This is a genomic window from Caballeronia humi (genome assembly GCF_001544475.1).
Taxonomy (GTDB): domain Bacteria; phylum Pseudomonadota; class Gammaproteobacteria; order Burkholderiales; family Burkholderiaceae; genus Caballeronia; species Caballeronia humi.
On sequence record NZ_FCNW02000022.1, the window covers coordinates 73,581 to 98,655 of the forward strand.

Sequence of the window (25,075 nt, forward strand, 5' to 3'; positions counted from 1 at the left end):
TAACGGCTATCAGCGCATTTTGCACTTCAACCGCGCAAATGAAAGCGCCCGCATCGAACAATGCGGGCGCTTTTCAAAACATCGGCAAACTCAGGGCTTCGTGACCGAAGCCGCATCCGGCGCCGCCGCACGCGGATGACGCCGCTCGCGATGCCCGTGTTCGCGCCCGCCCTGGCGGAAGTTCGCATCGGCGAGTTTTTTCTGTTCCGGTGAAAGGCTCGCGTAAAGCGGCTCGAATGCATCGACGAGACGCTTCGTGCCGTCCGCGTTCGCCTGCGTGATCTGGCCGTACTGCTTCATGTCGTCGAGTGCGGACATCGTGTTGCGCTGCGCCACGCGCTGTCGATACAGGTCACCCATCGTGCGCGCGTTCTCGCGCATGATGTCGGCGAACTTCGACCACTGGTCTTCCTGCTGCGGCGTGATCTTGAGCGCGGAATGCAATTCGGTGATGCGTTGCTCGACGTGCGCCTCGCGTTGCGCACCAGGCGCCGAAGCCGGCGCCGCTGCGGACGCCGCGGCCGGTGCGGAAGACTGCGCGAAAGCCGCGCTCATAGCGAGGGAAGCCGCCAGTGCAACGAGTGTTTTTTTCATGCGTGAGACCTTCTGTCAATTGGAAAATGGCGCGCGGTGCATGGGGCTCGACGCCGCCGATCCGCACCGCCCGGCCGAAAACGCGTTATTAGTATCACGATTGCGCGGCCGTCATGGCGCGTTGCGACATCTGCTTACAACCGATACGTCTGGGAAAAATAGCAGTGGACACCTTGTTGAGCATGCGGGTTTTCGTGGAAGTCGTCGAGGCGGGGAACATGACCGCAGCCGCCGCGCGCTTCGACATCTCAGCGGCGATGGTCGGCAAGCACCTGCAGGCGCTCGAAACGAAGCTCGGCGCGCGGCTCATCGTGCGCACGACGCGCCGCCAGAGCCTCACTGAAATCGGCCGTGAGTATTACGAGCGCTGCCGGCGCATTCTCGCCGACGTCGCCGCCGCCGAGTCGCTCGCCGAAGCAATGACCTCGACGCCGCGCGGCCTCCTGCGCGTGACCGTGCCGCTTACTTACGGCGTGCAGTTCGTGACGCCGGTGGTGACGGAGTTTCTCGCGGCCTACCCGGAGATCAGCGTCGAACTGGACCTGTCGAACCGGCTTGTCGATCTCGTCGACGAAGCGTTCGATGCTGCCGTGCGCATCGGCACGCTGGAGAGTCTCGCCGATGCGAGCTTCGTCGCGCGTCCGCTCAAGGCTTACGAGATGGCGGTGTGCGCGGCGCCTTCGTATCTCGCGCGCGCAGGCACGCCGTACACGCCGCGTGATTTAGCGGAGCACGAGTGCCTCGGTTTCGTGCATACGGGACGCGAAGCGGGCTGGCGCCTCGAAGGCGACGAGCCGGAAGCGCGCGAGCATCGGGCGCGGGCCGCGCGCTTCAAGGCGAACAACGGGCAGGCGCTCAGGAAGGCGGCGCTCGCGGGCTTCGGGATCGTGTTGCAGCCGCGCGTGCTGGTCGAAGAGGAACTCGCGAGCGGCGCGCTGGTTGCGCTGCTCGAACGCTATTTGCCGGAGCCGTCGCCCGCGCACCTCGTCTATCCGCGTGACCGCCGCGCGACGCCGAAGCTCACCACGTTTGTCGATTTCATCGTCGGCAGGCTTGGGATTTGATGCGCCGCGGCATGCTTTTCCGCGCGCTCCACGTAGCGCTCTGGCAGCGACAAAGTGCTACGATTGCCCGATACAACGATGCGATGGAGGCATCCATGTCTACTCTGGCTATCGATGGTGTGCGCTGGACCAACGACCGCGTGTCGAACGTTCGCTGGGGCAGCTTCGACGCGGGCATCAACGACTGGACGACTCCCACGACGATCGTCGATGTCGCGCAGGTCGTCGAGGCGATCAAGAGCGGCAAGGAAGTCCGCACGCTCTTCACGCTAGGCGGCCGGACGTTTCTCGGTCCGAAGGTGACGGCGCTGCCCTACACGGCGGGGCACATCGGCATCGAGGCGCGTGTGCAGGACGGGCAGATCGAGAAGTCGCTGGAGGACCTGCCGCCGGTATGAGGCAGCGAAGGCGTGTCGCGGAGTGCCGCCGTGGATAGTGAGAAAGCGCGCCGCTTCGACATCGAATTCGCACCGCGCATCGCGAGCCGGATCACGAGCCTGCTCGATGCCGGCGTGCGCGTTGAAGTGATGCCGCACGAAGGCAGTCGCATGCCGACGCGTGTGCGCGTTGCCGCCGAGCGCGTGGCGCATGGGCGCGGTTCTCCGCCGGGTTACGAGTGCCCGCTGAACGTGTACCTCACGTGGGACGGCGAGGAGATCGAACGCCTGTTCGATGCCGGCGGCGAGGAGCGTTTCGCGCGCTATCTGCATGCGATTCCGGCGAAGCTCGCCGCATGGCAAGGCGCGCGCGACGTCGATCTGGAAACGCGCTCGCAGGCCGAGTTCGCGGTGCTCGTCGGCGGGCTCGATTTCGAGGCATGAAGTCGTTACGAAACTGCCCTCACGCCGACAGCAAAAAGGTTTAGGCTTGGGGCTCGCCGCAGTATCCGGGCGCATCTCTTTCAGAAGGGAGGTCATCATGGGATCAGCGAACGACGGGAGCAAGCGCGCGGTCGTGCACACCGCCGAGCAGGGAGGCGGTTTCGTGTGGGTGATTTCGCTCGTCGATTTCGACGCGCGTGAGGTCAAGCGGTCGATGGTGTCGGAAGAGAATTTCGCGACCGCCGACGCCGCCCGCGACGCCGGCAACGACCGCCTCAAGGCGATGGCCGAGGATCACTAGGACACGATGCCGCCGGCCGCGCGATCAGTGCGCAGCGGCATCGGCTGAGTTCGTTCGAAATCCTTTCTTGACACTTCCGATCCTGCTTTTTAGCTTGTAAGGCAATTCTCGCGATCGTACGCAGCGCCGAACCGAGCGTCGGCTGCATCAGCCAGAACATCCCACCGATTCCCAGCGCCTCGACGCCGTGCGCGCTCCGCTTGGCATGCGGGCCGCGCAGGCATCGGCGCGTCCGAAGATCGAGCGGCATTGTCATGGATCGCCGACGCTTTCTCTCGCTGTCCACGTTCTATATCGTCGTTGCCGCGACCGGCACGCTTGCCGCGACCGGCACGCTTGCCGCGTGCCACGGCCACGACGACGACAACGGATCGAGCGGCAATCCATCGGTGCCGCCGCCGTCCGTCGGTTCGTTCGCGTTTCCGCGTCAGCGGTGGTGGTGGAGGATAACGTTTGAGCCATGAGGCCCTTGCGCGATTTTCAGGATAGGTCCTGCAGAAGGTGCGTTAGTCTTTCGTCGTTGCGATTACTTCGGAACACGAATGACATCTTTGCTGACGCACTATGGCGGATTCCGCTATACGATGGACCTCGCGAGCGACTACCGAATCGGCTCGCTTTCGTACCCCGATCCCGAGAAGAAAGCCGCTGCAGACGCGGGCCGCAGGATGCTCGATGCGGTCTATCCTGACGTGTGGGAGCGCGACGCTGAGATCGTCAAGCGCGTCGAGGATTTTCTGGTTGCGTCGTTTCCGTATTATCGAAAGGGCAACGCGTGTCACACGCTTGATACGCTGCGACGCGCGGTGTGGAAGGGCGACGTGCACGTTGTCGAGCGCGAGTCGGCGTATGGCGGAGGGCTCGTCGCGCCGTTGCAGTTGCACGAGCCGTCGAGTTTTTGGGGCGTGGAGGACTACGGCGAACTGCCCATCGAAAAAGAGCCGTGGCCCGACGTACCGGAGACGTCGGCGGCTGAAGGCGACGCGTGGCACGATGCGAATAATCAGGCGATGATGCACGCGGCCGTCCGTGCTGCACCGGCGCTCTTTCTGCCGATGTTCGCCAGGGCGGGATGGGTGAGTCGATATGGCTTGCCGGATTTGTCGGAGACTCATGCGCAAGCGGAGTCGACACCACTTGGTGATGCGGAGTCTTTCGAGTTGGGCCAGAGCATGCTGTCAGACGATGCCGTGGAGATAGCCGCGCGTGGAGTCAGCGAAGCAGACGAAGGCGATTGCTTCGCGGCTTACGAGGCAGACCTGGACGTATGCAGAGCGATAGCCCTTCCTCGTAGCGGCATGGACGGCTATCGGATTTGCAAAGAAAACGCCTTTGAACGATTCCAACAATGTAGAGGGTACTGATGACACAGAAACACAAGCCGTCTTCGATCATTCTGTCGTACGCACCGGACAGCCAGCGACTTTTGATTCACGTGGTCGAAACAAGAAAGGCATCGGCATTGACCGCCGAAGTGATGGAAGCTCCCATTCTCTTGGAAGAGTCCGATTTCAAACTGGACGACGAATTCGCCCGGCAGCTAGGCGTCTCGCTATTGAACGTACTCTCGCTTTCTTCCCCTGAACTCGCGACGTACATGAGCGTGACGCAAGCTCCGATACAGAGAGAGAAGTGATCTGATCCGCGAAACGAGCCCCGCAGTCGCGGGGCTTTCCTGATAACAAGCGTTCCTCACTTCACCCCAACCACCATCGAATCCGCCCCGACCAACGGTTCCACGCGCACCTCCGAGAACCCCGTCTCCTTCATCCATTCGATGCACTGCGCGCCGGTGTAATCGAACCCGCCGGGCGTCTCGATGAGCATGTTCAAGCTCATCAGCAAGCCGAACGCATTCTGCCGCCGCTCGTCGTCGATCACCGCGTCGTACACGATCAGCGATCCACCCTTCGGCAGCGCCGCATGGCATTTCGCGAGCAAATCAAGCTTCTGCGGCAGTGCCCAGTCGTGCAGGATGTGTCCCATCACGAGCACATCGGCGCTTGGGCAAGCGTCGCTGAAAAAATCGCCTGGATAAAAACGCAGCCGGTCCTGCAATCCGTGCGACGCGACGTACTCGTCGAAAACGGGACCCACCGCCGGCAAATCGAACCCGCCGCCCGTCAGATGCGGATGCGCCAGAGCGACCTGCACCGGCAACGCGCCCTGCGCCGCGCCGATATCGATGAACGTACGGTAGTCGCCCCACGGAAATTTGCGCGCGATCGCTTTCGCCGCGCCGAGACTCACGCCGCTCATTGCCTGCAGGAAGCCGCGCAGCGATGCTTCGTCGCGGTAGATCGCATCGAAGAGATTGCCGCCGCTTTTCACCTCGTTCTGCGGCAACCCCGTGCGCAGCGCATCCGTGAGCGATCCCCAGAACGGATACAGCCGCGAGTTGGCCATCTCCAGCAAGCCGCCGACATAGCTCGGCTTCGCCTTGTCGAGGAAGAGATCAGCGTCGGGCGGATTGCTGTAGCGCCCGTCATCGCGCTGGAGCAGGTTCAGCGCGACGAGCGTATCGAGGAAATCGAGCGCGCCGCGCGGATGCAATCCGAGCGCTTCGGACAGATCGGCGGCATCGCGCGGACCGCTCGCGAGTTGCGTGAACACGCCGAGTTCGACCGCCGAGAGCAGCGTCTTGGATGCCCAGAAACCCATGCCGATTTGCAGCAGGCGGTCGGGCACGACGGGGGGCGGTTCGTCGCCTGCATCGGCGGAAGTCACTTGCGCATTCTCCATAACTCAACCCTTCCTTAAATGTGATGAAAAAGGCGATCCAACGAAGGCTCGTCGAAAGATCGCAGCTAACTTTAGGTAAGGCTCCTGGTGTGTTCAAGGCGTTATGTTCGCTGCGCCACCCAGTAATTGCGTGATACAAACTCGTGCGACGCTATCGAACGTGTTCATCGGGAACGTCGTACGGCAATCGGCACGCGCCGGTCCACACTCTCTTCACACACTCACCAACGTTCACAGGAGAACGTCATGAACCGATTCGAAGGCAAGACCGTGCTGGTTACCGGTGGCAACAGCGGAATGGGCCTCGCGACCGCGCAGGCATTCGCGGCCGAAGGCGCGCGCGTCGTGATCACGGGCCGCGATGCAGCCACGCTCGCCGCCGCGAAGGAAACGCTCGGCGCAAACGCGCTGGCGATCGCAAACGATGCCGGCTCCGTCGCCGCTGCCCGCGATCTGGCGGCGCGCCTCTCAGCCGAGGGCATCCGTCTGGATGCGCTCTTCATCAACGCGGGCATCGCGAAGTTCGCGCCGTTTCCCGACGTCGACGAAGCGCTCTGGGACGAGAGCTTCAACACCAACGTAAAGGGCGCGTACTTCCAGATCCAGTCGGTGCTGCCGCTTTTGAACGAAGGCGCATCGATCGTGCTGAACGGATCGATCAACGCGCATATCGGCATGCCGGCGTCATCGGTCTATGCGGCGAGCAAGGCGGCGCTCATCACCTTTGCGAAAACGCTCTCGGCCGAATTGCTGCCGCGCGGCGTGCGCGTGAACGTCGTGAGTCCGGGACCCGTCTCGACGCCGCTGCACGAAAAGCTCGGCCTCTCCGACGATGTCGCCGCTCAACTGCAAGCCCAGATTCCGCTCGGCCGCTTCGGGCGCAGCAGCGAAGTCGCGGCGACGGTGCTGCATCTGGCATCGCCGGAATCGGGCTTCATCGTCGGGACGGAGATCATCATCGACGGCGGCATGAGCCAGCTTTGAACGCCGACTAACGGAGCATCGTCATGAAGGAAAACACGTCGTTCATCGTGCATCTGCAGGGCAAGCCCGAACATCGCGAGGAACTGGAGTCGAAGCTCATCGCGATCATCGAGCGGATGGCCGAAGAGCCCGATTTCGTCAACGCGTATGTGAACCGCTCGAAGGACGAGCCGGAGACGCTCGTGATCTATGAGACTTGGGCTTGCAGCGCCGAGTATTTCCGTGCGCATCATCTCGGCTTGCCGTATCGGCAGGATTACGAGGCGGCGTTGCCGAGGCTGCTTTCGCGCGAACGCACGATCGAGTTCCTGCAGCCGATGCGCGATCTCGTCAGGCAGTAAGCAACGATGGGCGGCGCTCTCGCGCCGCCAGCGGTTCAATGCGCGAAGCCGTCCGTCACGGAATTGACGCGCACGCCGTCGACGTACACGTCGGCCGGTTCGCCATCGGCGAGCGTCAGGCCGACGTGATTGATCTGGAACGGCAACTTGCGCATGCCGCCCTGGATCGCGGCCATTTCTTCCTTGTCGAGATCGTTGGCGACGGGAATGTCGTTGATGTTCAGCGTCTTCATGGTGCTCTCCATTGGCGTTCGATGAGGGCGTCAGTCCGCCCGCGACACATCACTGCACTAGTCGTGCCATCGGGCGAGAACCGTCAATCAAGGCAGGACGCTTCCTTCATACCGACAATGTCGGCTTCGATCCGACACAACGCTGTGACAACCGTCGCGTGCGTACCGACACACGATCGCTGGCGCCGATCCGGCGCGCAGGCGAGAATCGTGCGGAACCCGCGAGCGAGGCCACATGGACGAACACGAAAATCACGAAGCGCGCTATCGCCGCTACGAGTCGATGGGCGAGGCGTCGATTCGGGCGGAGGTCGAGGCGACGTCGCCCGCCGATGCCGAGACGCTCGCCAAGCGCGCGTGGCTTTATCAGAAGGAAGAGGGGCGCCAGGACGAGCAGCGCCGGGCGATGTTCGCCTCGGTCACAGCGGCGAACGATGCCGCCACCGAAGCACGCGATTCTTCCGAAGCCGCGCGCCGCTCGGCGTTCTGGACGATGATCGCGGCGATTGCGGCGACCACAGGCGTGCTCGTGAACGCGGCGATCCAGCTCGGCTGGCTCGACTGGCTCAAGCGCGGCACGCATTGAGCGCGGCGGAAACGCTCAAGTCTTTTCCGGCCGATGCCCGCTCACGACGGCGCCCGCATCGCGCGCGAGCCCGAACAGATCCGCCACGCCGACGAGCCCGATCACCGCGACAATCAGAAACGCCACGCTGAAATCAGCGGGCGTCATCGCGTGCGAATCGTGGCCGTGCATCCATTGCGCGAGCCGGAGCGCGATTGCGCCGGCCGCTACGCCGATACCCATCGTCATCTGGAACAGCGTGCTCGATAACGCCGACGCGCCGCTCATTTGCGTCTTCGGGACGTCGGCGAAGCTGAGGGTGTTGAGCGCGGTGAACTGGAGCGAGCGCGCGAGGCCCGAGAGGAACAGCACGACGACGATCACGGTTTTCGGCGTCGCGGGCGAGAGCAGGCTCATCGCCGCGAGCGATACCGCCGCGAGCACGCCGTTCACGATCAGCACCGAGCGAAAGCCGAAGCGGCGCATGACGGGCGTGGTGACGAGCTTCATCGACAGGTTGCCCGCGAAGACCGCGAGCGTCAGCAGGCCGGACTGAAACGCGTCCATCCCGAAGCCGACCTGGAACATCAGCGGCAGCAGGAACGGCACCGCGCTGATCGAGATGCGAAAAAGCGAGCCGCCGCCCATCGCGACGGCGAACGTCTTCACCTTCAGCGCCGTCAGATCGACGACCGGCTCCTCTGCGCGCCGCAAATGCAGCCACGCGATGAACCCCGACACCACGCCCACCGCGATCAGCATGCCAGTGAAGCCCCACGGCGTGTCGCTGCGGCCGATCAGTTCCATCGCGTAGAGAAGGGTCGTGCAGGCGAGGCCGCAGAGCGCGAAGCCGGGCAGGTCGAAGCGTCGCTGCGCGTTCTCGCGTGTGTTGTCGAGATAGCGCAGCGCGACGAAGAGACCGACGATGCCGAGCGGCAGGTTCAGATAGAAAATCCAGCGCCACGACGAGTAAGTCGTGATGAAACCCCCGAGCGGCGGGCCGACGACCGGCGCCACGAGCCCCGGCCAGGTGATGATTGCGATCGCGCGCATGAGGCCGTCCTTCGGTGTCGCGCGCAGTACGGCGAGGCGCCCGACCGGCACCATCATCGCCCCGCCGATGCCCTGCAGCACCCGCGCCGCCGCGAACGCCGGCAATGTGGACGTGGTCGCGCACAGCACGGAAGCCGCCGTGAAGACCGCGATCGCGCTCGCGAACACGGTGCGCAGGCCGAAGCGGTCGGCGGCCCAGCCGCTGATCGGGATGAAGACGGCGAGCGTCAGCAGGTAAGCGGTGATCCCGAGGCTCATGTCGGCGGGATGCACGCCGAACGAGCGCGCCATTTGCGGCAGCGCGGTCGCGATGATCGTGCCGTCGAGGTTCTCCATGAAGAAGGTCGCCGCGACGAGCGTGACGATCAGCGACGCACTGGAACGCGCGGGGGCGGCGGGGGCCTGCATCGGCTGGGGTCTCCTCGGAGGGGTTCGGAAGCGTGCCGCAAGGCGCTTGCAAGGCTCGGGCAGGCGCTTGCGGCCTGACATTTTAGCGTCGAAGCAAAGCCGGCGTGGCTATGGTAGTTTCGACGTTCTCGCCGGATTTTTGCCAACGAACAAGGGAATGGAACAATGGAGTTTCGCAAACTCGGGACAACGGATATCGACGTGAGCCTGATCGGCCTCGGCACGATGACGTGGGGCGAACAGAACACGGAAAGCGAGGCGCACGCGCAAATCGACTACGCGCTCGCGCAAGGCGTGAACCTGATCGACGCCGCGGAGATGTATCCGGTGCCGCCGCGTCCCGAAACGCAGGGGCTCACCGAGCAATACATCGGCACATGGCTCGCGGCGCATCCGGCCGAGCGCGACAGGATCGTGCTCGCGACCAAGATCGCGGGTCCCGCGCGCCAGCCACACAATCCGCGGCATATTCGCGGCGCGGGCAACCAGTTCGACCGCGCGAACCTGACCGAAGCCGTCGATAGCAGCCTGAAGCGCCTGCAAACCGACTATATCGACTTGTACCAGTTGCACTGGCCCGACCGCAGCACGATGACGTTCGGCCGCCCGTCGTATCCGTATATCGACGACGAATACACCGTGCCAATCGAGGAAACGCTCGGCGTGCTCGGCGATCTCGTGAAGGCGGGCAAGATTCGTCATGTGGGCGTGTCGAACGAGACGCCGTGGGGCGTCGCGCAGTTTTTGCGCGCATCGGAGAAACTCGGGCTGCCGCGCATCGTGAGCATCCAGAATCCGTACAGCCTCGTGAACCGCACGTTCGAAACGGGGCTCTCCGAATTCACGCACAAGGAAAACGTCGGCTTGCTCGCGTATTCGCCGCTCGCGTTCGGCTGGCTCTCGGGCAAGTACGAAGGCGGCGCGCGGCCGGCCGGCGCGCGTATCACGCTTTTCGAACGCTTCCAACGCTACAGCAAGCCGCAGGCGACATCCGCCATCGACACCTACTCGGCGCTTGCCCGCCGACATGGCCTGACGCCCGCGCAGCTCGCGCTTGCGTTCGTCAACGGCAGGCCGTTCACGACGAGCACGCTGATCGGCGCGACCACGCTTGAGCAGTTGAAGGAGAACATCGGCAGCATCGACGTGAAACTGTCCGACGAATTACTCGCCGAGATCGACGCGCTGCACGAGCAGCAGCCGAATCCCGCGCCTTGAGCATCGATGAGGCTGCAAGCCCTTGATTGAACCCGCGCGGCCGCCGATGTGTCAGCATTAGCGGGTCGCGCGGCGCAGTACCGTGCCGCCAGGGCGGGCGCCAAGCCCGCTCATCCGCCGCGAAGCCTTGCGCGACGGGCGTTTCAGGTTTTTTCTGGTGCAGTGCCGCAGGCAAGGCACTGCGCTTGCTCGATTGTCCTGGTTGCCCGCTGTGGCGCCTGTCGTGCCCAGCGCGCGCTCTTTCCAAGGAGTCGTCGCTCATGTCACAACCCTCCGCGAAAACCCCCGCCGAGCTCGATCAACTCTGCATCAACACGATCCGGACGCTGTCGATGGACGCCGTGCAGAAGGCCAATTCCGGCCACCCCGGCACGCCGATGGCCCTGGCGCCCGTCGCCTACCATCTGTGGCAGAACCATCTGCGCTACGACCCGGACGATCCCCTGTGGCCCAATCGCGACCGTTTCGTGCTGTCGGTCGGGCATGCGTCGATGCTGCTTTATTCGCTGCTGCATCTCGCGGGCGTGAAATCGGTCGACAAGAACGGCAAGCCGACCGATACCCCCGCCGTCTCGCTCGACGACATCAAGCAGTTCCGCCAGCTCGACAGCAACACGCCGGGCCACCCGGAATACCGCATGACGACCGGCGTCGAGACGACGACCGGCCCGCTCGGCCAGGGCCTTGGGAACAGCGTCGGCATGGCGATGGCCGCACGCTGGCACGAGGCGCATTTCAACCAGCCGGACAATGCGCTCTTCGATTACCGCGTCTACGCGCTGTGCGGCGATGGTGACATGATGGAAGGCGTGTCGCACGAGGCGGCATCGCTTGCGGGGCATCTGAAGCTCTCGAACCTGATCTGGATCTACGACAGCAACCGCATCACGATCGAAGGGCACACGGACCTCGCGTACAGCGACGACGTCGAATCGCGTTTCCGGGGCTACAACTGGAACACGATGCACGTCGACAGCGCCAACGACGAAGCCGCGCTCGAAGCCGCCATCAACAAGGCGAAAGAGACCGCCGACCGGCCGACACTGATCGTCGTGAAGAGCATCATCGCGTGGGGCGCGCCGAACAAGCAGGACACGTCGGCGGCCCACGGCGAGCCGCTCGGCGAGGAGGAAATCAAGCTCGCGAAGCGCACGTACGGCTGGCCGGAGGACGCGCAGTTTCTGGTGCCGGACGGCGTCAAGGAACGTTTCGCGGAAGTAATGGGCGCGCGCGGCAAGGCGGCCCGCGCCGAGTGGCACAAGCGTTTCGACGACTTCGGCAAGCAGCATGCCGAGCTCGCGAAGGAGTTCACGCAGATGCACGCGGCGCAGTTGCCCGAAGGCTGGGACGCCGATATTCCGGTCTTCGAGCCGGACGCGAAGGGCATCGCCACGCGCGAATCGTCGGGCAAGGTCATCAACGCGATCGCGCAGCGCATTCCGTGGATGATCGGCGGGGCGGCGGACCTGTCGCCGTCGACCAAAACCAATCTCAAGTTCGAAGGTGCCGGTTCGTTCGAAGCCGGCAGCTACGCCGGCCGCAACCTGCATTTCGGCATCCGCGAGCATGGCATGGGCGCCGTCGTCAATGGCCTCGCGCTCTCCGGCATGCGGCCGTATGGGTCGACATTCCTGATTTTCAGCGACTACATGAAGCCGCCGATCCGCCTCTCCGCGATCATGGAGGTGCCGGTCATCTACGTATTCACGCACGATTCGATCGGCGTCGGCGAAGATGGTCCGACGCATCAGCCGATCGAGCAGCTCGCGTCATTGCGCGGCGTGCCAGGACTTTCGACCTTGCGCCCCGCCGACGCCAACGAAGTCAGCGAAGTGTGGCGCGTCGCGCTCTCGAAGCCGCACGCGCCGTCGTGCATCGTCCTCACGCGCCAGCCGCTGCCGACCTTCGACCGCACGAAGTACGCATCGGCCGAGGGCGTGCGGCGCGGTGCCTATGTGCTCGCCGATACTCCCGGCGGCAAGACGCCCGAAGTGCTGCTGCTCGCGACGGGCAGCGAAGTGTCGCTGTGCGTGGAGGCCTACGAGAAGCTCGTGGCCGAAGGCATTGCGGCGCGCGTGGTGTCGATGCCGTCGTGGGACATCTTCGAGCAGCAGGACAACGCGTACAAGGACTCGGTGCTGCCGCCCGAAGTGAACGCGCGCGTCGCGGTCGAGCAGGCGGCGACGCTCGGCTGGGATCGCTACGTCGGACGGCTCGGCTCGCAGATCGTGATGCATACGTTCGGGGCATCGGCGCCGCTCAAGGCGCTGAAGACGAAGTTCGGCTTTACGCCCGAGCGCGTGTACGAGGAAGCGAAGAAGCAGATCGAGCGCGTCAAATCCAGCGGCATCAACGGCAAGGAGTGAGCCATCATGCAGATCGGCATCGTGGGGTTGGGACGGATGGGCGGCAACATCGGAAGGCGGCTGATGCGTGGCGGCCATAGCTGCGTCGTCTACGATCACAATCCGGACGCCACGCAGGCGCTCGCCGCGGAAGGCGCGACGGGCGCGAGCGATCTCGGCGATCTCGTCACGAAACTCGACGCGCCGCGCGTGATCTGGCTGATGCTGCCGGCGGGCAAGATCACCGAGGACACGCTCGGCGATCTGCACAAGATCCTCGGCGCGGACGATGTCGTGATCGACGGCGGCAACAGCTTTTACAAGGACGACATCCGGCGCGCGGCGCAGTTTCGCGAGCAGGGCGTGCATTACGTGGATGTGGGGACGTCGGGCGGCGTGTGGGGTCTGGAGCGCGGGTACTGCATGATGATCGGCGGGGAGGAGGAGGTCGTGCGGCGCATCGATCCGATTCTCTCCGTGCTTGCGCCGCATCGCGGCGATATACCGCTCACGCCGGGACGCGAGGGACGCGATCCTCGGGTCGAGCAGGGGTATATGCATACCGGGCCGGTCGGATCGGGGCATTTCGTGAAGATGGTCCACAACGGCATCGAGTACGGGCTGATGCAGGCTTATGCGGAAGGGTTTCATATCCTGAAGCACAAGGCATCGACGGAACTTCCGGCTGAGCAGCGCTACGACCTCGATCTCGCGGATGTCGCGGAAGTATGGCGAAGGGGGAGCGTGGTGTCGTCGTGGCTGCTGGATCTGACGGCGGGAGCGCTCGCGCACGACGGCACGCTGGAGCATTTCTCAACCGAAGTCGCGGATAGCGGGGAGGGGCGCTGGACGATCGAGGCGGCTATCGAGGAAGCGGTGCCGGCGCAGGTGCTGTCGGCGGCGCTTTATACGCGCTTCAGGTCACGCGATATGGAAGCGTTTCCGGAACGGATGCTGTCGGCGATGCGGTTCGGGTTCGGCGGGCATAAGGAGTTTCCGGTGAAGTAGCCATTGCGATTGCTGCTGCCGGAAGGAGAACGGGCCGCGTCGTTCGACGCGGCCCGTTGCATGTGTGAGTGTCACGGATGCCGTTACACCGCGAGCTCAGCCGGCGAGTGGGTCTTGAGCCAGTCGGCCAACGCCGCGTTCAGGCGCGATTGCCAGCGCGGGCCGGTAGCGCGGAACGCTTCGAGCACTTCGTTGTCGAGCCGCACGGTAGTCGGTGTTTTGGCGCTACCCATGGGGCGGCCGCGCCGGATGATCCTGTCACCTTCGCGTATCTCCGCGGTTTCAAACCATTCCTCGGTAAGTTCCGGGGCGTCGTCGGGGTCAACCCAATTGCTTTTCATAGCTTTTAATTTCGCGTTCATTTGCTTTCCTCATGCTGATGAGGCGGCGAGCCGCGCCGCATGGAGTCCAGACCACCATGACAATTCTTCCACGCAGCCGACTGGCCGTAACGAAGCGTGGTTCGCCATAGTCCGCGCACGTCCGCGTGTGTAAGAGTGCGACCGGCAAACACCGCCTCGGCATGTGCAAAGTCCAGCCCCCGGTCCGCCAGCGTCTCGTCGCGCTTGGGATGTCATACGTGATTGTCATAATTATTGTGCTAACAAAAATTAAAAAAAGCGAGAATTTTTGTTAGTACGAAAATTCCCACCCCTCTCTCAGAAGGGACGGTCTTTTTACTTCATCATCCGCCGTCTGAACAAGACAGCACATACAAAAAACGGCACAACCGCATAAACCAGCAGCACCCCCACATGCAGCACTACATCCTCCATCGGTCGTCCGAGCATCGCGGGGCGAATCAACTCCACCGCATGCGAGAGCGGCAGCAGCAACGTAATATGCTGCGCCGCCACCGGCAACTGCGCGATCGGAAAGAACACGCCCGACAGCAGCAGCATCGGCGTGAGGGCGAGCGTTTGATAGAACATGAAGAAGTCGTAGTTCGGCGCGAGCGCCGTCACGATCATCGTGCTGCTCGCGAACGCGAGCCCCGTCAGCGCGATGACCGGCAGCGCCCACAGCATCGACGGAAAGCTCGCATAGCCGAACACCGCCGCCACCAGCATGATCGCCACGCCCGAGAGCACCGACTTGCTCGCCGCCCAGATCACCTCGCCGAGCACGATGTCGCCAAGCGTGAGCGGCGTGTGCATGATCGCCTCCCACGTGCGTTGCACGTGCATGCGCGAGAAGCCCGAATACATCGACTCGAAACTCGCCGACATCATCACGCTCGACGCCACGGTCCCGGCCGCGAGAAACGCGATGTACGAGACGCCGTCGACGCGCCCGACCATCAGCCCGAGCCCGAGGCCCAGGCCGAAGAGGTAGATCATCGGATCGGCGAGATTGCCGAACATCGACGCGATCGCGAGCTTCTTCCAGACGAGATAGTTGCGCCGCCAGACCGACATCCAGTTGGTCGCGCTGGAAGGCATCGCGGAAGGGTAGCGCTTGCCGCCTTCGCCGTGACGTTGAGGCCGCTCGCCCTTGCCGGCGATGCGGGAATTGTCGTAAGTGCTCATCGTGTCAGTCCACCATCTCGCGCCCGGTCAGGCGCAGAAAAACGTCTTCGAGATTCGCCGGCCGATGCAGGTAGCGCACGCCCGCGCGTCCCTTCACCCGCTGATGCACCGGCTGCGGATCGTCGACGTAGCAAAAAAGCGTCTCGCCGCTGATCTCCATGCGCTCGACGAACGGCGCGAGTTCGTCGGCGAGCGCCTGTGGATCGGGTCCGTAGATCTCGATCACGTCGCAGCCGATCACCGATTCGATCAGCTCGTGCGGCCGGCCTTCCGCGATCTTGCGGCCTTCCTCGATCACGCAGAGGCGATCGCAGAGGCGCTCGGCTTCTTCCATGAAATGCGTCGTGAGAAGGATCGTCTTGCCGCGTGAAAGAAGTTGCCGCAGCCGCTCCCAGATCAGATGGCGCGCCTGTGGATCGAGGCCGGTGGTCGGCTCGTCCATCACGAGCACGTCGGGATCGTTGACGAGTGCGCGCGCGAGCGTGAGGCGCCGCTTCATGCCGCCCGACAGTTCGCTCACGCGCGAATCGGCCTTGTTTTCGAGCCGGGCGAATTCGAGCAGCGACGGCACGAGCGCCGCGATCTCGCCGCTCGACATACCGAAATAGCGTCCGAACACGAGCAGGTTCTCGCGGACGGTGAAATCGGGATCGAGATTGTCGAACTGCGGCACGACGCCCACGCGCCGCCGCGCGAAGCGGGCGCGCTCGGGGATCGGCTCGCCGACGAGGCTGATCGAGCCCGCATCCGGCGACGTGATGCCGAGGAGCATCTTGAGCGTCGTCGTCTTGCCCGCGCCGTTCGGGCCGAGCAGGCCGAAGCATTCGCCGGGCTGGACGTGAAACGACAGGCCGTCGACGACGGTCTTGCCGCCGTAGTGCTTCCTTACATCGGCGAAGTCGATGGCGGGCGAACCCGGCGATTTTGCGAAGGATTCCAGAGCTGACATTGAAATTGAGTGCGACGGCGCACGGAGCCTGTGATGTATGCGGCCACGAAAGAAGCCGGGCGAGCTAGTGTAATTCATTGCACCAATCCGGCGCTTGAGCGCCACTCGTTGCACTGCTCGAGCGCGTGATGCCTTCGTGACAGCGTCGAAATTCGGGTTCGAGCGTCGGCTGAAAATGCCAGCGCCTTGGCTGGCAAGGCTCCTGCGACGCTGGCACGATGCGAGCTAGTGGTGTGCCCGAACTGTGAGCCCAAGCGTAGCGACGTACGCGTTTTCCAGCGTTGCCGCTCGCGCCGCGACGCACCATCATGCAGACAACGCTTCACCGATTCACATGCGGCCAGGGAGGCCCATCATGGCGAGCTATCAGAAGATCCTGTTGTGCTACGACGGCACTCGCGAAGGCCGCAAGGCGCTGCGTCATGGCGCCAATCTCGCGCTCGACCTGAAGGCCGAGACGCACGTGCTGGCCGTGGTCGACATGCGTTCGTCGATCGCCCAAAGCGCTGGGCTTCTCACCGACATGGCGTGCGGACGTTTCGAAGACGCTGCCCGCGACATCCTTCAGGAAGGCGTCGACTGGCTCACCGAGCGTGGGCTCCCAGCGCAGGGACATTTCGCGTTCGGCCATCCGATCGACGAAATCGCCAATCTTGCAGAGAGCCTCAAGGTCGATCTCGTGGTGGTCGGCCATCGATGCCGCAGCGGCCTCGCGCGCTGGTGGATGGGCGCGGGCAACACGCCGCTGCTCGATCGCGTGTCGTGCAGCATCCTGGTTGCAGTGTGTCCGGCCGGGGAATCGGCCGAAGCCGAGGAAGACGCGGCTTACGCAGCCAAGCCGGTCAAAGCAGAAGTCAGCGCTTAAGACGGCGCCTTGCGCGCCGCCTGATCGATCCGCTCGCGCACGAGGCCGATCGCCTGCTTGAGCGCGTAGATGTCCTGGAAGTAGCGGTGCGGGATGCGGATCTGGCTCGCGTGCGCATCGATGTTGTCGATCTCGTCGCGCCACTGCGCGATCTGCTCCGACGTTGGCTGCGCGGTCTTCCAGATTTCGTCCTCGAGCGCCTTGATTTCGCGATACCACACCACGAGCCGGTGCTTCATGCGCGATTCCGCCATGCGTGGCAGCGCCTGCAGGAAACCGAGCAGCACGGCCATGAACGGCACGAGAATCAACAAACGCCGTTCGACGAAGCTCGCCAGCCAGAACGGAAGATACCGCTGAAGGAAAGGGCGACCGGATTTGAAGTAGCGCGCGCTTTCGTCGGACACGGGGAATTCGTCGGTGTTGAGGTTTGGAAACGTGCCGAGCGGCGTGAAGTAATCCTCGCCGCCGTGCACGGTTTTGGCCGCGTCGAGCAGCAGATACACGAGGGCGGGATGCAGCGTGTCCTTCGAGACGAGCAGCGCCGTGGCCGCGAGCAGCGTGACGTCGGCCTGCGGCAGATCGTCGACGATGCTGGTCGACGCGCGCGGAAACACCACCTTCGTGAGCGACGGGAACTTCTGCACGAGCGCATCGGCCTGGGCGAAGCTCATCAGCTTCAGATTACTGTTCAGCAGCGTCTTCTGCATCGGCGCGTCGGGCCGGCCGATGAAGAACGCAGCATCGAGTTCGCCATTCTGCAGACCCTTGTACGCGTTTGTGGCATCGACTTCAATGAGCGTCGTGTTGTTCGCGGTGATGCCGCTATGCGCGAGCAGCACCATCGAGACGTTGAGCAGTCCGCTGCCGGGCACACCCGTCGCGACGCGCTTGCCACGTAGTTGCGCGAGCCGGTTGATCGTGGCGTCGCCGCGATAGAACAGCCAGATCGGCTCGTACGCGACGGCGGCGATGGTCTGCAGCCCGTCGGTGTCTTTCGGGCTCGTGGTGCCCGACTGGATGAAGCCTACTTCGTATTCGCTGTTCGGGTCCTTTAGCCGCTCGTAGTTTTCGATCGAACCAGAGGAGCCGCGAATATCGAGCGTGATGCCGTCGCGCTTCAGGATTGGTGCATAGCGATCCGCGAAGCCGCGATAGATGCCGGCCTCCGCGCCGGTCGTGATAACGATCGTTCGCTGGATCGCGGGCTTGAGCACGATCGCGAGCGACCAGCCGAGCGCCCCGACCAGCAACACCACGGCGATGACAAAGAGCCGCCGCCGTCCTGGCGGCATGGGTGGCTTGCGGGTGCGCTGAAGCGCGGGGATGTGCCTTGGCATCGTCCGGATTCTCTCGATTATTGTGTCTGCGATCCTAGCCCTATTGATGCGCGTATTGCACGGATTCGACGCATCGCGAAACCGTTATGAAGTTTGCGTGAACGCAGTCGGATTTTTGTTTACGAAGGACTTCCGAGCGCGTAGTCTTTACTCGATACTCCACTCGCCAAGCCGAGTTGCAACGAGCAACGACCGGAGTGCCAATGCGCACGGGCTTCGGCGCGCACGGGTAATCCTTGCGCGCCCAATCCGACAGCCCCGCACAACGGGCTCTCGTCCCGGTAAGTAATCGACGAAAACACGGAACGTCCTCGAATCTGTTCGTTGCGAGTCGCCTGCCGCGTTTTGCATGAAGCCAGTACTGCGACCGAAGCGCGGATGCTGGCATCCGTTGCGAATTCGAGTCGCCATCAGATGGCGGCCCCAGGGGCGAAGCGACGAATCCGTGCCGATATTGCGGATCAACGCGCAGGAGCGACACCATGACCGTGGTTCACGCTGGAGTGGTCTCTTCGTCGGATTCTTCTGTCACTACTGTTCCGCCTCCGGCATTCAACGAGGCGCAACGTTTCGATCCACCATTACGCAAAACGCAGCAAGGCGGAAGAAGGAAGCGCATTCGCGCCTATCTGATGCTGTCCGCTGCACGGCTCATGCAATACACGTCGCGCCTCGGCACACGGCGCAACGGCGAGGACGCACGGCCTGAGTCGCTGAAAAAACTCCCGAACGACGACGATCCGTTTCCCAGCACGCTCGAACTCTTGCCGTTCGCGATTCTCGTCACGAACCGGCATGGCGAAATCGTGCAGGCGAATGCGGCATCGGAGAAACTCTTCGGCTACAACCGCGACGAGTTGATCGGAGCGTCCGCCGAGGCGCTCGTGCCCGGCTTGCGCGACGGCGCGCATACGGCGTTGCAGATCGATACGGCTTCGGGCCACGCGCCTGGCGCAGCGCATGGTTCGCGCGATGTGTTCGCGCGCCGCAAGGAAGGCACCGAATTCCCCGCCGAGATCACGACCAATCCTCTGACGTCGCACAGGGAAGCGCTGATGCTCACCGTCGTCATCGACCGGACGGAGCGTCACGAGCTGCAGCGCAACCGGCAGGACCTCGCGCATCTCACGCGCGTCTCGACGCTCGGCGAACTCGCGGGCTCGCTGGCTCACGAACTGAATCAGCCGCTCACGGCGATGCTCAGCAACGCGCAGGCAGCGCAGCGCTTCATGGCAATGGACCCGATCGATCTCGACGAAGTGCGCGAGATTCTCCACGATCTCGTCGCGGACAATCGACGCGCAAGTGAAGTGATCCGAAGGATTCGCGCGCTTCTGAAAAAAGGCGAACTCGAAGCCGCGCCGCTGAGTCTCGCGGACGTGATCGGCGACGTCGTGCTGCTGCTGCACAGCGATGCGATCGTGCGCGGCGTGCGCGTTTTCCTGAACATCGATCCCGGGTTGCCGCCGGTTCACGGCGATCGAGTGCAGTTGCAGCAGGTCGTGCTGAATCTGCTGCTCAATGCGTTCGACGCGATGGAGTCTCACGGCGTGCCCGATCGCGAGGTCGTGATCGAGGCGTCGGTGAAAGACGAAGGCTCGGTGCGAGTGGCTGTGCGGGATCGTGGGCCGGGCCTCGCGGACGATATCGTCGAAAAGCTTTTCACGCCGTTCTTTACGTCGAAGCGTGACGGGCTCGGGCTGGGTTTGTCGATCAGCCGCACGATCGTCGATATGCACGGCGGGCGCATCTGGGCCGAGAACAATGCGGACGCCGGCGCGACGTTCCATTTCACGCTTCCCACCGAGCCGCTTCGTTGAGGTGAATCCGATGAACGATGCCACGCCAGTCGTCTTCGTCGTCGATGACGACGTCTCTGTGCGCCGCGCGCTGACCCGCGTGATCCGTTCCGCCGGTTACCGCGTGGAGGCGTTCGAATCGGCGCGGGAATTCCTGTCGCGCGCGCACGCAGACGATTGCGCCGCCTGCCTGCTGCTCGACGTCGAACTGCCGGACCTCAACGGTCTCGAACTGCAGCGCGAACTGAACGCGATGAGCGCGCCGGTGTCGGTCATCTTCATCAGCGGACACGGCGACATCGCGATGACGGTCAGCGCGATGAGGGCCGGCGCGCTCGATTTTCTGGTGAAACCCGTCGGCGATACGGCTTTGCTCTCCGCTATCGAAAACGCGTTGCGCCACGCGTCGGATGCGCGCGCGAACCGTATCGAAATCGACTCGATCCGCGATCGTCTTGAACGCCTCACGCCGCGCGAGCGGGAAGTGCTTGCGCTGGTCGTCGAGGGTCACCTGAACAAACAGGTGGCGTGCAAGCTCGGCACCGCTGAGAAGACCATCAAGGTGCATCGCGCGCGCGTGATGGACAAGATGGGCGCGCATTCGCTCGCCGAACTCGTGCGCATCAATGACAAAGCCGGGCTCCATCGGCCGCAAGGCTGAACGCGCTCGCTTCCTCGCAAGCGTGTATTGGACCAAAGTCCAATATACGACGTCTCCTCGCTGCCATAACGTAAACCCAAGCGTCGAACGGGTTGCGTACCACGGTGCCTGCACGGGGAATATTCGCCATGAGCCATGTCAAGCCGCTCGTCGCACTCGTCGATGACGACGAATCGGTGCGCCGTGCCATCAAGCGGCTCCTGAGTTCCGCGGGGCTGGCGGCTGACACGTTCAAGACGGGCGACGAGTTCCTGGAGATGTTCGATTCGATTCCGTCCTACCGGCCCGCCTGCATTGTTCTCGACGTGCAGATGCCGGGCCTCAACGGTCTCGAAGTCCAGCAGCGGCTCGCGGGCAGCGGCATCCCGGTGATCTTCATCACGGCCCACGACGAACTCAGCGTGCGCCAGCAGGCGCTGTCGGCGGGTGCGGCGGCTTACCTGCGGAAGCCCTTCAACGACGAAGTCCTCATCAAGGCGGTGCGCACGGTCCTCAACCTGGACGCCGGGCCATGACTACGCGCTCACACGTCTTCACGGGCATGGCTATGGGACCAAAGTCCAATAGCCCTCTGGCCGTTCACCCACCACTATGGAAACGATCCGGGGCAAGGGTCCCGGCGCGCGCGGCCGGGCGAACGTCAAGCACATCGGGAAAGCAGTCGAACAGTCGGGAGGCGTGAGCCATGCAACGAACGCTGAAAATTCCAGTCGCGCTGGCCGTGTGGGCGATCGCGTTTGCCGCCAGCGCGCAGCAACCTATCGTCTATCCGGCGAAAGGTCAGAGCCCGCAGCAGCAGAGCAGCGATCTCGCCGCGTGCCAGGGCTGGGCCAAGCAGAGCACCGGCGTGGATCCCGTCGCGATTGCGCAGCATTCCAGCCAGCCCGCGCCTGCCCAGCAGCAAGGCGGCCGGGTGCGCGGCGCGGCCGGCGGGGCGGCGGGCGGCGCGATGATCGGAGCGATCGCGGGCGACGCGGGCAAGGGCGCGGCGATCGGCGCGGTGACGGGAACGGTCGTCGGCGGCTCGCGGCAGCGCCGCGCCAACCGGGCTTCGGGCGAGCAGCAGCAAGCGAGTCAGCAGCAGTCGTCGGAGGCGATGGTGACGTTCAACCGCGCGGTGGGCGCCTGCATGACGGGCCGTGGGTATACCGTTCAATGAGTCGGGAGGCAGGCATGAGGGTGACCGAACTGAAGCGGCTTGCGCTGGCCACGGTGTTGTCGGGCGCGGCGACGTGGGCGTCGGGCGCGGACTTCGACGGCAGCAAGGCGCTCATCTGCGCCACCGTCGACGCGCACGCGTGCGACCCCGGCGAGGTGTGCCTGCGCGATCTTCCGGCGGGTTTCGGCGTGCCGCAGTTCATGAACGTCAACTTCGCGAAGAAGACGATCGCGGGTCCGAAGCGTTCGACGGAGATTCGGTCTATCGAAAAGACTTCGGATCAGGTGCTGATGCAGGGCAACGAACTTGGCTACGGCTGGACGGTTGTGCTCGACCAGGATGGGTCGATGTCGATGACGCTCGTTAATAATCAGGAGGTTTTGGTGGTCTTTGGTTACTGCACGCCGCAGTGAGGGGGTGGGCTTGTTGAACGCCGTTTGATGCGCTCAGGCTTCGATGGAACTTGCTTTTTTAGCGGTCTATTAGCTCTGCCCCTGTCCGGGGCGGGACTCACTTTCTTTGCTGCTGCAAAGAAAGTAAGCAAAGAAAGCAGCTTCCCACCGCCAGTGCTACCGAACCCTCACTCGCGTAACAACGGATTGGCGCTGGAGAGTAAGTGTCGCCCTCACGGCGGAACCGGGCTTGGCTCGCGGACCCACTGTGACAACGCGTACTTCCTCGGAGTGGTATGCACTCCGCTTGGCTCCGTCCTCGCTTCGCTCCGACGTGGGGTTCACAAAAGCCATCTTGTGCTTGCGCTCTTGTTACCTTGGATTCCCTGCGCGGTGCACCCAACGTCTGAGCGCGTAGCGCGAGGACGGATGTATGACTGCTGCACCGGTCCGTTGTACTGCGCGTTGCCACAGTGGGTCCGCGAGCCAAGCCGGGTTCCACCGTGAGGGCGACACTTACTCTCCAGCGCCAATCCCCTCCCTATGCGAGTGATGGACCGTTAGCACTGGCGGTTGGAAGCTGCTTTCTTTGCTTACTTTCTTTGCAGCAGCAAAGAAAGTGAGTCCCGCCCCGGACAGGGGCAGAGCAAATAGACCGAAAAGAAAACAAGTTTCCTAGGAGCCTAAGCGCATCAAACGGTGTTGAACTACAAACCCAAGCGCCAGCGTAAAACCTTGTGCAAAGAAAGTGAGTCCCGCTCCGGACAGGGGCAGAGCTAATAGACCGAGAGGAAGGCAAGTTCCATAGAAGCCTAAGCGCATCAAACATCAAACGATGTTGAACCACCACAAACCCAAGCGCCAGCGTAAGGGAGCGTCACATGCTGATGTCACATTCGCGGAACGGGAACGGGAACAGTGAGGCGCGGCGCGCACGCGCCTGGCTGCGCATCGCATGCACGGGTGCGGCGCTAGCGTTGCTTGCAGCCTGCGACAAGAAACCGGCCCCGGCGCCGCACGCAGCGATCGAAGTCACGGTGATGACCGTGAAGCAGGGCGATATCCCGGTCGAATACGAGTTCACCGCGCAGACGCAAAGCTCGCGCGAAGTCGAGATCCGGGCACGCGTCGATGGCTTTCTGGAAAAGCGCGTGTATACCGAAGGCTCGCTAGTGAAGGCCGGGCAGACGCTCTTCCTGATGGACACGAAGCCGTTCGAAGCGACGCTGCAATCAGCGCGCGGCGAGCTGTCGCAGCAGATGGCGCGACTGTCGGTTGCGAAGGCGAATCTTGCGCGCGTAGTGCCGCTCGTCGCGCAGAACGCGTTAAGCCAGAAGGACCTCGACGATGCCACCGGCAGTGAAAAGGAAGCCGAAGCCGCGGTGATCGCCGCGCGCGGACAGGTCCGCACCGCCGAACTCAATCTGAGCTACACCACGATCAAGTCGCCGCTCACGGGACTGTCGAGCTTCGCGCGCCAGCAGGACGGCAGCTACGTCACGGCGAGCGCGACGGGCCTCCTCACCTACGTCTACCAACTCGATCCAATGTGGGTGAACTTCAGCATCTCGGAGAACGAGATCCTGTCGTATCGCGATCAGGAAGCGAAGGGCCTCATCAAGTTCCCGCCTAACCGCGACTTCGAGGTCGCGGTGATCCTCGCCGACGGTACCGTGTTCCCGGCGCGCGGCAAGATCGATTTCACGAATCCCGCCTTCAATACACAGACCGGCACGTTCCTCGTGCGGGCGTCGCTGCCCAATCCGAAGGGGACGCTGCGCCCCGGCCAGTTCGTGCGCGCGAGAGTCTACGGCGCGGTGCGTCTGCACGCGATCCTCGTGCCGCAGCGCGCGGTGCTGCAGGGCTCGAAGAGCCATTTCGTCTGGGTAGTCGACAAGGATTCGAAGGCGCGTCAACGCGTGGTCGAAGTGGGCGAGTGGCACGGTGACGACTGGTTCATCAACCAGGGCCTGCAGCCGGGCGAGCGGATCGTGGTCGACGGCGCGATCCGCGTCGTAGCCGACACGCCGCTCAAGATCACCGATGCGCCGCCGGCCGCACCCGCGTCCGCTCCCGCCGCTGCGGCCGCCGCTCCCGCCGAGCGGCAGCGGGGCGGTGGCGAAACGCAAAGTCTCGCGCGGCGTTCGTCCGATGACGCCGTGACGCACTGAGCGGACGGGCCCAATGAACATCTCCCACTACTGCATCGACAGGCCGATCTTCGCGTCGGTCATCTCGATCGTGATCACGCTCGGCGGCGCCCTCGCCATGCTGGGGCTGCCGGTCGCGCAGTATCCCGACATCACGCCGCCGCAGATCACGATCTCCGCGACCTACCCGGGCGCGACCGGCGACGTGGTGGCGAACAACGTGGGCGCGCCGATCGAGCAGCAGGTGAACGGCGCGGACAACATGATCTACATGAACTCGTCGAGTTCATCGACGGGGAACTACACGCTTAACGCCTATTTCAAGATCGGCACCAACCCCGAGCTCGCGCAGGTCGACGTGCAGAACCGCGTGAACCTCGCGTTGCCGCAATTGCCGCAGTCGGTGCAGGCGCAGGGCATCCAGGTGCAGAAGAAGTCGTCGGCGTTCATGATGGTCATCACGATCTATTCGCCGACCGATCGCTACGACTCGACCTACATCGCCAACTACACGAACATCTACGTGCTCGATGCGTTGAAACGCATCCCCGGCG

At 63.6% G+C, this 25,075-nt stretch carries 30 protein-coding genes; 21 read left to right on the forward strand and 9 right to left on the reverse strand.

Going from position 1 to position 25,075, the window contains the following annotated elements; translation table 11 throughout:
• Positions 1-90: 90 nt before the first annotated feature.
• On the reverse strand, positions 91-594 hold the full coding sequence (locus tag AWB65_RS19890) for a Spy/CpxP family protein refolding chaperone (RefSeq protein ID WP_087668771.1): 504 nt from the start codon (positions 592-594) through the stop codon (positions 91-93).
• A 164-nt stretch (positions 595-758) separates the two neighbouring features.
• On the opposite strand from AWB65_RS19890, the gene AWB65_RS19895 reads away from it, so the two are divergent.
• The 7 genes from AWB65_RS19895 to AWB65_RS19925 all read left to right on the forward strand — a co-directional run bounded on the left by AWB65_RS19895 (position 759) and on the right by AWB65_RS19925 (position 4,416).
• A complete protein-coding gene (locus AWB65_RS19895) occupies positions 759-1,658 on the forward strand; it encodes a LysR family transcriptional regulator (RefSeq protein ID WP_087668772.1) in 900 nt (299 codons plus the stop codon).
• 95 nt (positions 1,659-1,753) lie between these two features.
• A complete protein-coding gene (locus tag AWB65_RS19900; protein WP_087659487.1) occupies positions 1,754-2,056 on the forward strand; it encodes a hypothetical protein in 303 nt (100 codons plus the stop codon).
• Between the two features lie 30 nt (positions 2,057-2,086).
• Positions 2,087-2,479, forward strand: a complete 393-nt coding sequence (locus AWB65_RS19905) for a DUF5594 family protein (protein WP_087668773.1) — start codon at positions 2,087-2,089, stop codon at positions 2,477-2,479.
• Positions 2,480-2,576: 97 nt separating this feature from the next.
• Complete coding sequence (locus AWB65_RS19910; RefSeq protein ID WP_087668774.1) at positions 2,577-2,780, forward strand: hypothetical protein; 204 nt, start codon at positions 2,577-2,579, stop codon at positions 2,778-2,780.
• 254 nt (positions 2,781-3,034) lie between these two features.
• The gene (locus AWB65_RS19915; RefSeq protein WP_087668775.1) at positions 3,035-3,244 is read left to right on the forward strand and encodes a hypothetical protein; all 210 of its coding nucleotides are present in this window, start codon (positions 3,035-3,037) and stop codon (positions 3,242-3,244) included.
• A 78-nt stretch (positions 3,245-3,322) separates the two neighbouring features.
• Positions 3,323-4,144, forward strand: coding sequence for a hypothetical protein (locus AWB65_RS19920; RefSeq protein WP_087668776.1), 822 nt, complete (start codon positions 3,323-3,325; stop codon positions 4,142-4,144).
• Positions 4,144-4,416 carry a hypothetical protein gene (locus tag AWB65_RS19925; RefSeq protein ID WP_087668777.1) on the forward strand — a complete coding sequence of 91 codons (273 nt, stop codon included), beginning with the start codon at positions 4,144-4,146 and terminating at the stop codon, positions 4,414-4,416. Before AWB65_RS19920 ends, AWB65_RS19925 begins: the two co-directional genes overlap by 1 nt.
• Positions 4,417-4,472: 56 nt before the next feature.
• Here the strand turns inward: AWB65_RS19925 and AWB65_RS19930 are convergent, their stop codons facing one another.
• Positions 4,473-5,441 carry a methyltransferase gene (locus AWB65_RS19930; protein WP_510183497.1) on the reverse strand — a complete coding sequence of 323 codons (969 nt, stop codon included), beginning with the start codon at positions 5,439-5,441 and terminating at the stop codon, positions 4,473-4,475.
• A 327-nt stretch (positions 5,442-5,768) separates the two neighbouring features.
• On the opposite strand from AWB65_RS19930, the gene AWB65_RS19935 reads away from it, so the two are divergent.
• Both AWB65_RS19935 and AWB65_RS19940 read left to right on the forward strand, forming a co-directional pair.
• The gene (locus AWB65_RS19935) at positions 5,769-6,506 is read left to right on the forward strand and encodes an SDR family oxidoreductase (RefSeq protein ID WP_087668779.1); all 738 of its coding nucleotides are present in this window, start codon (positions 5,769-5,771) and stop codon (positions 6,504-6,506) included.
• Between the two features lie 23 nt (positions 6,507-6,529).
• Positions 6,530-6,847, forward strand: coding sequence for a putative quinol monooxygenase (locus AWB65_RS19940; RefSeq protein WP_087668780.1), 318 nt, complete (start codon positions 6,530-6,532; stop codon positions 6,845-6,847).
• Positions 6,848-6,882: 35 nt separating this feature from the next.
• On the opposite strand, the gene AWB65_RS19945 is transcribed toward AWB65_RS19940, so the two are convergent.
• Entirely contained in the window at positions 6,883-7,080 is a 198-nt protein-coding gene (locus AWB65_RS19945) for a hypothetical protein (RefSeq protein ID WP_087659499.1), read from the reverse strand.
• Between the two features lie 235 nt (positions 7,081-7,315).
• Between AWB65_RS19945 and AWB65_RS19950 the strand changes: the two genes are divergently transcribed.
• Positions 7,316-7,666 (forward strand): hypothetical protein, encoded by a 351-nt coding sequence (locus tag AWB65_RS19950; protein WP_087668781.1) that lies wholly within the window; start codon positions 7,316-7,318, stop codon positions 7,664-7,666.
• Positions 7,667-7,681: 15 nt separating this feature from the next.
• Here the strand turns inward: AWB65_RS19950 and AWB65_RS19955 are convergent, their stop codons facing one another.
• The gene (locus tag AWB65_RS19955; protein ID WP_087668782.1) at positions 7,682-9,106 is read right to left on the reverse strand and encodes an MFS transporter; all 1,425 of its coding nucleotides are present in this window, start codon (positions 9,104-9,106) and stop codon (positions 7,682-7,684) included.
• 165 nt (positions 9,107-9,271) lie between these two features.
• Here AWB65_RS19955 and AWB65_RS19960 point away from each other — a divergent pair, with 165 nt between their 5' ends.
• From AWB65_RS19960 to gnd, 3 genes are all read left to right on the forward strand, one after another.
• Positions 9,272-10,324 (forward strand): NADP(H)-dependent aldo-keto reductase, encoded by a 1,053-nt coding sequence (locus AWB65_RS19960; protein ID WP_087668783.1) that lies wholly within the window; start codon positions 9,272-9,274, stop codon positions 10,322-10,324.
• Between the two features lie 260 nt (positions 10,325-10,584).
• Positions 10,585-12,690 carry a transketolase gene (tkt, locus tag AWB65_RS19965; protein WP_087668784.1) on the forward strand — a complete coding sequence of 702 codons (2,106 nt, stop codon included), beginning with the start codon at positions 10,585-10,587 and terminating at the stop codon, positions 12,688-12,690.
• A 6-nt stretch (positions 12,691-12,696) separates the two neighbouring features.
• Positions 12,697-13,677: a phosphogluconate dehydrogenase (NAD(+)-dependent, decarboxylating) gene (gene gnd, locus AWB65_RS19970; RefSeq protein WP_087668785.1), complete on the forward strand. Its 981-nt coding sequence runs from the start codon at positions 12,697-12,699 to the stop codon at positions 13,675-13,677.
• A gap of 83 nt (positions 13,678-13,760) precedes the next feature.
• Here the strand turns inward: gnd and AWB65_RS19975 are convergent, their stop codons facing one another.
• The 4 genes from AWB65_RS19975 to nodI form a co-directional block, all read right to left on the reverse strand.
• Positions 13,761-14,039, reverse strand: a complete 279-nt coding sequence (locus AWB65_RS19975) for a BrnA antitoxin family protein (protein ID WP_125474155.1) — start codon at positions 14,037-14,039, stop codon at positions 13,761-13,763.
• Positions 13,999-14,268, reverse strand: a complete 270-nt coding sequence (locus AWB65_RS19980) for a BrnT family toxin (RefSeq protein WP_327358488.1) — start codon at positions 14,266-14,268, stop codon at positions 13,999-14,001. The genes AWB65_RS19975 and AWB65_RS19980 overlap by 41 nt, the downstream gene beginning before the upstream one ends.
• A gap of 86 nt (positions 14,269-14,354) precedes the next feature.
• Positions 14,355-15,119: a nodulation factor ABC transporter permease subunit NodJ gene (gene nodJ / locus AWB65_RS19985; RefSeq protein WP_235007694.1), complete on the reverse strand. Its 765-nt coding sequence runs from the start codon at positions 15,117-15,119 to the stop codon at positions 14,355-14,357.
• A 91-nt stretch (positions 15,120-15,210) separates the two neighbouring features.
• On the reverse strand, positions 15,211-16,155 hold the full coding sequence (gene nodI / locus AWB65_RS19990) for a nodulation factor ABC transporter ATP-binding protein NodI (RefSeq protein ID WP_087668788.1): 945 nt from the start codon (positions 16,153-16,155) through the stop codon (positions 15,211-15,213).
• 355 nt (positions 16,156-16,510) lie between these two features.
• On the opposite strand from nodI, the gene AWB65_RS19995 reads away from it, so the two are divergent.
• Positions 16,511-17,020, forward strand: coding sequence for a universal stress protein (locus AWB65_RS19995; protein ID WP_087668789.1), 510 nt, complete (start codon positions 16,511-16,513; stop codon positions 17,018-17,020).
• On the opposite strand, the gene AWB65_RS20000 is transcribed toward AWB65_RS19995, so the two are convergent.
• The gene (locus tag AWB65_RS20000) at positions 17,017-18,360 is read right to left on the reverse strand and encodes a TAXI family TRAP transporter solute-binding subunit (RefSeq protein WP_087668790.1); all 1,344 of its coding nucleotides are present in this window, start codon (positions 18,358-18,360) and stop codon (positions 17,017-17,019) included. The genes AWB65_RS19995 and AWB65_RS20000 overlap by 4 nt on opposite strands.
• Positions 18,361-18,842: 482 nt before the next feature.
• Here AWB65_RS20000 and AWB65_RS20005 point away from each other — a divergent pair, with 482 nt between their 5' ends.
• The 7 genes from AWB65_RS20005 to AWB65_RS20035 all read left to right on the forward strand — a co-directional run.
• Positions 18,843-20,180, forward strand: coding sequence for a two-component system sensor histidine kinase NtrB (locus tag AWB65_RS20005; protein ID WP_235007691.1), 1,338 nt, complete (start codon positions 18,843-18,845; stop codon positions 20,178-20,180).
• 10 nt (positions 20,181-20,190) lie between these two features.
• Complete coding sequence (locus AWB65_RS20010) at positions 20,191-20,820, forward strand: response regulator transcription factor (protein WP_087668802.1); 630 nt, start codon at positions 20,191-20,193, stop codon at positions 20,818-20,820.
• A 128-nt stretch (positions 20,821-20,948) separates the two neighbouring features.
• Positions 20,949-21,335, forward strand: coding sequence for a response regulator transcription factor (locus tag AWB65_RS20015; RefSeq protein ID WP_087659466.1), 387 nt, complete (start codon positions 20,949-20,951; stop codon positions 21,333-21,335).
• Positions 21,336-21,505: 170 nt separating this feature from the next.
• A complete protein-coding gene (locus tag AWB65_RS20020; protein ID WP_087668792.1) occupies positions 21,506-21,979 on the forward strand; it encodes a glycine zipper family protein in 474 nt (157 codons plus the stop codon).
• 14 nt (positions 21,980-21,993) lie between these two features.
• Positions 21,994-22,392, forward strand: coding sequence for a hypothetical protein (locus AWB65_RS20025; RefSeq protein WP_087668793.1), 399 nt, complete (start codon positions 21,994-21,996; stop codon positions 22,390-22,392).
• An 860-nt stretch (positions 22,393-23,252) separates the two neighbouring features.
• Positions 23,253-24,542 (forward strand): efflux RND transporter periplasmic adaptor subunit, encoded by a 1,290-nt coding sequence (locus AWB65_RS20030; RefSeq protein WP_235007692.1) that lies wholly within the window; start codon positions 23,253-23,255, stop codon positions 24,540-24,542.
• A 13-nt stretch (positions 24,543-24,555) separates the two neighbouring features.
• Positions 24,556-25,075: efflux RND transporter permease subunit (locus AWB65_RS20035; protein ID WP_200821749.1), on the forward strand; the 520-nt coding region annotated here is incomplete at its 3' end.

Excerpts from the sequence above, each read along its gene's own strand:
- AWB65_RS19890 (WP_087668771.1), bottom strand. The coding sequence starts at position 594 with ATGAAAAAAACACTCGTTGCACTGGCGGCTTCCCTCGCTATGAGCGCG.
- AWB65_RS19900 (WP_087659487.1), top strand. The coding sequence starts at position 1,754 with ATGTCTACTCTGGCTATCGATGGTGTGCGCTGGACCAACGACCGCGTG.
- AWB65_RS19910 (WP_087668774.1), top strand. The coding sequence starts at position 2,577 with ATGGGATCAGCGAACGACGGGAGCAAGCGCGCGGTCGTGCACACCGCC.
- AWB65_RS19915 (WP_087668775.1), top strand. The coding sequence starts at position 3,035 with ATGGATCGCCGACGCTTTCTCTCGCTGTCCACGTTCTATATCGTCGTT.
- AWB65_RS19920 (WP_087668776.1), top strand. The coding sequence starts at position 3,323 with ATGACATCTTTGCTGACGCACTATGGCGGATTCCGCTATACGATGGAC.
- AWB65_RS19925 (WP_087668777.1), top strand. The coding sequence starts at position 4,144 with ATGACACAGAAACACAAGCCGTCTTCGATCATTCTGTCGTACGCACCG.
- AWB65_RS19930 (WP_510183497.1), bottom strand. The coding sequence starts at position 5,441 with ATGGGTTTCTGGGCATCCAAGACGCTGCTCTCGGCGGTCGAACTCGGC.
- AWB65_RS19935 (WP_087668779.1), top strand. The coding sequence starts at position 5,769 with ATGAACCGATTCGAAGGCAAGACCGTGCTGGTTACCGGTGGCAACAGC.
- AWB65_RS19940 (WP_087668780.1), top strand. The coding sequence starts at position 6,530 with ATGAAGGAAAACACGTCGTTCATCGTGCATCTGCAGGGCAAGCCCGAA.
- AWB65_RS19945 (WP_087659499.1), bottom strand. The coding sequence starts at position 7,080 with ATGAAGACGCTGAACATCAACGACATTCCCGTCGCCAACGATCTCGAC.
- AWB65_RS19950 (WP_087668781.1), top strand. The coding sequence starts at position 7,316 with ATGGACGAACACGAAAATCACGAAGCGCGCTATCGCCGCTACGAGTCG.
- AWB65_RS19955 (WP_087668782.1), bottom strand. The coding sequence starts at position 9,106 with ATGCAGGCCCCCGCCGCCCCCGCGCGTTCCAGTGCGTCGCTGATCGTC.
- AWB65_RS19960 (WP_087668783.1), top strand. The coding sequence starts at position 9,272 with ATGGAGTTTCGCAAACTCGGGACAACGGATATCGACGTGAGCCTGATC.
- tkt (WP_087668784.1), top strand. The coding sequence starts at position 10,585 with ATGTCACAACCCTCCGCGAAAACCCCCGCCGAGCTCGATCAACTCTGC.
- gnd (WP_087668785.1), top strand. The coding sequence starts at position 12,697 with ATGCAGATCGGCATCGTGGGGTTGGGACGGATGGGCGGCAACATCGGA.
- AWB65_RS19975 (WP_125474155.1), bottom strand. The coding sequence starts at position 14,039 with ATGAACGCGAAATTAAAAGCTATGAAAAGCAATTGGGTTGACCCCGAC.
- AWB65_RS19980 (WP_327358488.1), bottom strand. The coding sequence starts at position 14,268 with ATGACAATCACGTATGACATCCCAAGCGCGACGAGACGCTGGCGGACC.
- nodJ (WP_235007694.1), bottom strand. The coding sequence starts at position 15,119 with ATGCCTTCCAGCGCGACCAACTGGATGTCGGTCTGGCGGCGCAACTAT.
- nodI (WP_087668788.1), bottom strand. The coding sequence starts at position 16,155 with ATGTCAGCTCTGGAATCCTTCGCAAAATCGCCGGGTTCGCCCGCCATC.
- AWB65_RS19995 (WP_087668789.1), top strand. The coding sequence starts at position 16,511 with ATGGCGAGCTATCAGAAGATCCTGTTGTGCTACGACGGCACTCGCGAA.
- AWB65_RS20000 (WP_087668790.1), bottom strand. The coding sequence starts at position 18,360 with ATGCCAAGGCACATCCCCGCGCTTCAGCGCACCCGCAAGCCACCCATG.
- AWB65_RS20005 (WP_235007691.1), top strand. The coding sequence starts at position 18,843 with ATGACCGTGGTTCACGCTGGAGTGGTCTCTTCGTCGGATTCTTCTGTC.
- AWB65_RS20010 (WP_087668802.1), top strand. The coding sequence starts at position 20,191 with ATGAACGATGCCACGCCAGTCGTCTTCGTCGTCGATGACGACGTCTCT.
- AWB65_RS20015 (WP_087659466.1), top strand. The coding sequence starts at position 20,949 with ATGAGCCATGTCAAGCCGCTCGTCGCACTCGTCGATGACGACGAATCG.
- AWB65_RS20020 (WP_087668792.1), top strand. The coding sequence starts at position 21,506 with ATGCAACGAACGCTGAAAATTCCAGTCGCGCTGGCCGTGTGGGCGATC.
- AWB65_RS20025 (WP_087668793.1), top strand. The coding sequence starts at position 21,994 with ATGAGGGTGACCGAACTGAAGCGGCTTGCGCTGGCCACGGTGTTGTCG.
- AWB65_RS20030 (WP_235007692.1), top strand. The coding sequence starts at position 23,253 with ATGCTGATGTCACATTCGCGGAACGGGAACGGGAACAGTGAGGCGCGG.